The organism is Nocardia alni (assembly GCF_019038435.1).
Classification (GTDB): Bacteria; Actinomycetota; Actinomycetes; order Mycobacteriales; family Mycobacteriaceae; genus Nocardia; species Nocardia alni.
Genome location: NZ_JAGPOX010000404.1, coordinates 1 through 389 on the forward strand (window position 1 = coordinate 1; position 389 = coordinate 389).

Below are 389 nucleotides of genomic sequence, written 5' to 3' on the forward strand. Positions count from 1 at the left end.
GTTGTATTCGGGCGAGCAGACGATCCAGCCGGCATGGGCCTGCAGGACCTCTTTCAGGCGCACCACGTCGGCGGGCGTGCCCTGGGATTCGAGATCGGCGTTGTAGAGCGGGATGTCGAAATCCGACAGCTCCAGCAGGGTCGCGTCGGCACCTGCGCTGCGGGCGATGTCGGCAGCGGCGCGGGCCAGCCGGCGGTTGAGGGATTGCTGGCGCGTGCTGCCGGCGAAGACGAGGAGTTGGGGCATGGCGTGATTCGACCACAGCCGCGCGGCAGGATTCCTGCAAGCCGGTGTTCCACGTGAAACAACCTGCCGATGAGGGCATTCCGGAGGTGATGGGCCGGCCCAAGGCCTCTCCGTCGGTTCCCAAGGGCCGGTGAATGCCCCGC

Annotated in this window: 1 protein-coding gene; it reads right to left on the reverse strand. The window is 67.6% G+C overall.

Features of this window, described 5'->3' with window-relative positions; translation table 11 throughout:
- The coding region (locus tag JZ791_RS47530; protein WP_216904047.1) for an NAD(P)H-dependent oxidoreductase at positions 1-246 on the reverse strand (246 nt) is incomplete at its 3' end.
- Positions 247-389: the final 143 nt, after the last annotated feature.